This window comes from Sphingomonas sp. (assembly GCF_031380695.1).
Lineage (GTDB): Bacteria > Pseudomonadota > Alphaproteobacteria > Sphingomonadales > Sphingomonadaceae > Sphingomicrobium.
Genome location: NZ_JANMWY010000044.1, coordinates 1 through 3,443, shown reverse-complemented (window position 1 = coordinate 3,443; position 3,443 = coordinate 1). Strand labels below are relative to the sequence as shown.

3 protein-coding genes and 1 pseudogene are annotated in these 3,443 nt (G+C 65.6%); 3 read left to right on the top strand and 1 reads right to left on the bottom strand.

The genetic code is table 11. The annotated features are described in order from the left end of the window. Window positions 1-382: nitroreductase family protein (locus RMN84_RS01720; protein WP_309610482.1), on the bottom strand; the 382-nt coding region annotated here is incomplete at its 3' end. Between the two features lie 117 nt (window positions 383-499). Between RMN84_RS01720 and RMN84_RS01715 the strand changes: the two genes are divergently transcribed. From RMN84_RS01715 to RMN84_RS01705, 3 genes and pseudogenes are all read left to right on the top strand, one after another. Beyond that, window positions 500-2,314, top strand: coding sequence for a peptide MFS transporter (locus RMN84_RS01715; RefSeq protein WP_309610481.1), 1,815 nt, complete (start codon window positions 500-502; stop codon window positions 2,312-2,314). Further along, on the top strand, window positions 2,315-2,986 hold the full coding sequence (locus tag RMN84_RS01710; protein ID WP_309610480.1) for an NnrU family protein: 672 nt from the start codon (window positions 2,315-2,317) through the stop codon (window positions 2,984-2,986). A 121-nt stretch (window positions 2,987-3,107) separates the two neighbouring features. Beyond that, a pseudogene (locus tag RMN84_RS01705) lies at window positions 3,108-3,443 on the top strand (phosphoglucosamine mutase); the annotation flags it as partial.

The window sequence follows — 3,443 nt, the reverse complement described above, 5'->3', positions numbered from 1 at the left end:
GCAAGTTCATCGCCACCGCGCCGGCCGACAGCTCCTGCTCCCACAGCGGGATCTTGTGATCGGCGATCGGTGCGGAAAGCAGCACGACGAGCGACGGCGCCTGGCGTGCGAATTCGTCGGTCTTGTCATGCTTGAGGCGGGGTGCGTTCGCGTCTTCGGCGGCCAGCGCCCGCTGGAGCAACGTCGCCAGCGCATCGCGCTGGTCCGGCGCGATCGTCACGAACCGCCATGGGAACAGCTTGCCATGATCCGGCACCCGCGCCGCCAGCGCCAATATCTCCGCCAACTCCGCCGCGTTCGGCCCTGGCGCGACCATCTCGCGCGGCTTGCCCGAACGGCGCGTGGCCAGCAGGGCGAGCGTCGAGGAGCGGTCGTTGAGCATGGCGCCGCTCTAGCCTGAGCCGAGAAACTTTACAGCCAGACATTTGCCGCTAGTCTCCATTGCAACGATCCGGGACGCGCCTTTCGCGCGACGCACCCGACTGGGGAGAATTCTGAAATGGTCGACACGCCCACCGCGGACAATCCGCGAGAGCCCGATATCAGCCACGAGAATCCGGCGGCGCGCGGCGAATGGTTCGGCCATCCGCGCCAGCTCGCGCGGCTGTTCACCACCGAGGCGATGGAACGCTTCGGCTATTACGGCATGCGCGCGCTGCTGACGCTGTATCTGGCGCAGCATTTCCTGTTTTCCGACCGCACCACCACGGGCCTCTACGGCGGCTTCACCGCGCTGGTATACCTCACGCCGCTGATCGGCGGGCTGATGGCCGACCGCTTCCTCGGCTCGAAGCGCGCGGTGAAGTTCGGCGCGATTCTGATGAGCCTGGGCTATCTCACGCTCTGCTTTGGCGGCCAGCCGGCCAAGCCCTATGCATTGATTGACGGCACGCGGGTCGAGGTGGTCCAGCAGGGCATCGGCGACGCGATGAAGCAATATGTCGTCGACCCCGTGCGCGGCAATCTCCAGATCAAGGGCAATGACGACAAGAGCGTGTCGCTGCTCAACCCCGACGGAAGCGAGGCGCGCAAAATCGCCGAAGGCGGGTTCGAAGCACAGGGCGAACGCTCGACGACTTCGGTCTTCCTGCTGCTCACCGGCTTGGCGCTGGTCGTCGTCGGCAACGGCTTCTTCAAGCCCAATATCTCGACCATGGTCGGGTCGCTCTATGCCGATGGCGACCGCCGGCGCGACGCCGGCTTCACCATCTTCTACATGGGCATCAACTTGGGCTCGCTCTTTTCGCAAATCCTCTGCCCGCTGCTCGCGGTCGGCATGGGCAGCTGGGGCGGGCTCGGCTGGTGGGCCGGCTTCGCGCTGGCGGCGGCGGGCATGGCGGTGTCGTGGCTGCTGATCCAGTTCGATCGCGGTGCGCTCGACGGCTATGGCGATCGCCCGGCCAATGCCCCGGCCAATCGCGACTACCTCATCTATATCGGCGCGGTGCTGGCGATTCCGATCGCCTGGCTGCTGTTCTCGAACCTGATGAACTATGTGAAACCGCCCGCCGGATCAGGGATCGTCGGCTATTTCGCCACCCTGCCGATCATGGGCAAGATCATGTTCGGGACGTTCCTCGCCGCTGTTCCCGGCATCCTCATCTGGTCGTCCGTCAAGGGATCGAAGGCCGAATTCCAGATGATGATCGCGGCGATGGTGCTGATCACCTTCAACACCGTGTTCTGGACGCTGTTCGAGCAGGCTGGCTCGTCGCTGACCCTGTTCGCCGACCGCAATACCGACCTCAGCGTGTTCGGCTTGTTCAGCATTTCCGCCGGGCAGACCCAATTCTTCAACGCCGCCTTCATCGTCCTGCTCGCCCCGCTCTTCTCGATGATGTGGAACGGCATGGCGAAACGCGGGATCGAGCCGACGATCCCGGTCAAGTTCGGCATCGCCCTGATGGGCGTCGGCGCGGGCTTCCTGTTCCTCGTCTGGGGCGCGCAGTTCGCCGGTCCGGACTTCAAGGTCGGGCTGTGGTGGCTGGCGGGGCTCTACCTGATCCACTCGATCGCCGAATTGTGCATTTCGCCGGTCGGGCTCAGCATGATCACAAAACTGTCGATCGCGCGGATCGTCGGGCTGATGATGGGCGTGTGGTTCCTGTCGATCGCGGTCGCGCAATATGTCGCCGGCGTTGTCGCGCAGTTCGCCAGCGTCGAGACCGTCGGCGGGCAGGTCACCAACCTGCAGGTGTCGCTGCAGACCTATGTCGGGGTGTTCACCACCATCGGCTACATCTCGGCGGCAATCGGTGCGCTGTTGCTGCTGCTGGCATGGCCGCTCAAGAAGCTGATGCATGGCGTCAAATAGATGACCCCACTCACCAGCCTGGTCCTCGCCTCGCTCGCGTTCGTCGGCACGCACTTCGCCATGTCGCACCCGCTGCGCGCGGGGATGGTGGCGCGGTTCGGGGCGGGCGGGTTCATGGGGGTCTATGTGCTCGTGTCGTTCGCGACACTCCTATGGATGTTGTTCGCCTTCCGCGCAGCCCACGCCGGGGCACCGATGCTGTGGGACGCGGGCGACGCCGGGTGGATCATTGGCAGTCTGCTGCTGTGGCTTGGCTCGATCCTGCTGGTCGGATCGTTCGTCCGCAACCCGGCCTTCCCGACTCCCGGCGCGCCGGTCACCCGCATTGGGGACCCGACTGCGGTGTTCCGCATCACCCGCCATCCGATGCTGTGGGGCTTCATCCTGTGGGCGGCGACTCACGCCATCGTTGCGCCGAGCGCGCCGTCGCTGGTCCTCGTCGCGGCGATCTTCATCCTCTCGCTCGGCGGCGCCTGGGGCCAGGACCGCAAGAAGGAACGGCTGATCGGCGATGCGTGGCGCGAGTGGGAGGCGAGCACCAGCTTCGTCCCCTTCGGCCGGGGCCTTGCCTCGCCCGGCCTGTTCGCGGGCCTCGGCGGCACCGCCTTGTTCCTGTTCGCGACCTTCGCCCACGGCGCGATCGGCGCGGGGCCGTGGCGCTGGATCGGATAGCCCACTAGTGAAGTTTCGTCGTTGCGAGCGTAGCGAAGCAATCCAGACTGCCCGCCGCTGGATTGCTTCGTCGCTGCGCTCCTCGCAAAGACGAACGTGAAGACGGCAATTTAGGACTGGCATGACACGCAAATTCTTCGGCACTGACGGCATTCGCGGCGTCACCAACACCGCGCCGATGACGGTCGAGATCGCGATGAAGGTCGGCCAGGCGGCGGGCGCGCATCTCCTGCGCGGCGACCACCGCCACCGCGTCGTCATCGGCAAGGACACGCGCCTGTCGGGCTATATGATGGAATCGGCGCTGGTCGCCGGCTTCGCCAGCGTCGGCATGGACGTCGTCCTGCTCGGCCCGATGCCGACCCCGGCGGTCGCCATGCTTACTCGCTCGATGCGCGCCGACCTCGGCGTGATGATCTCCGCCAGCCACAACAAATTCGCCGACAATGGCATCAAG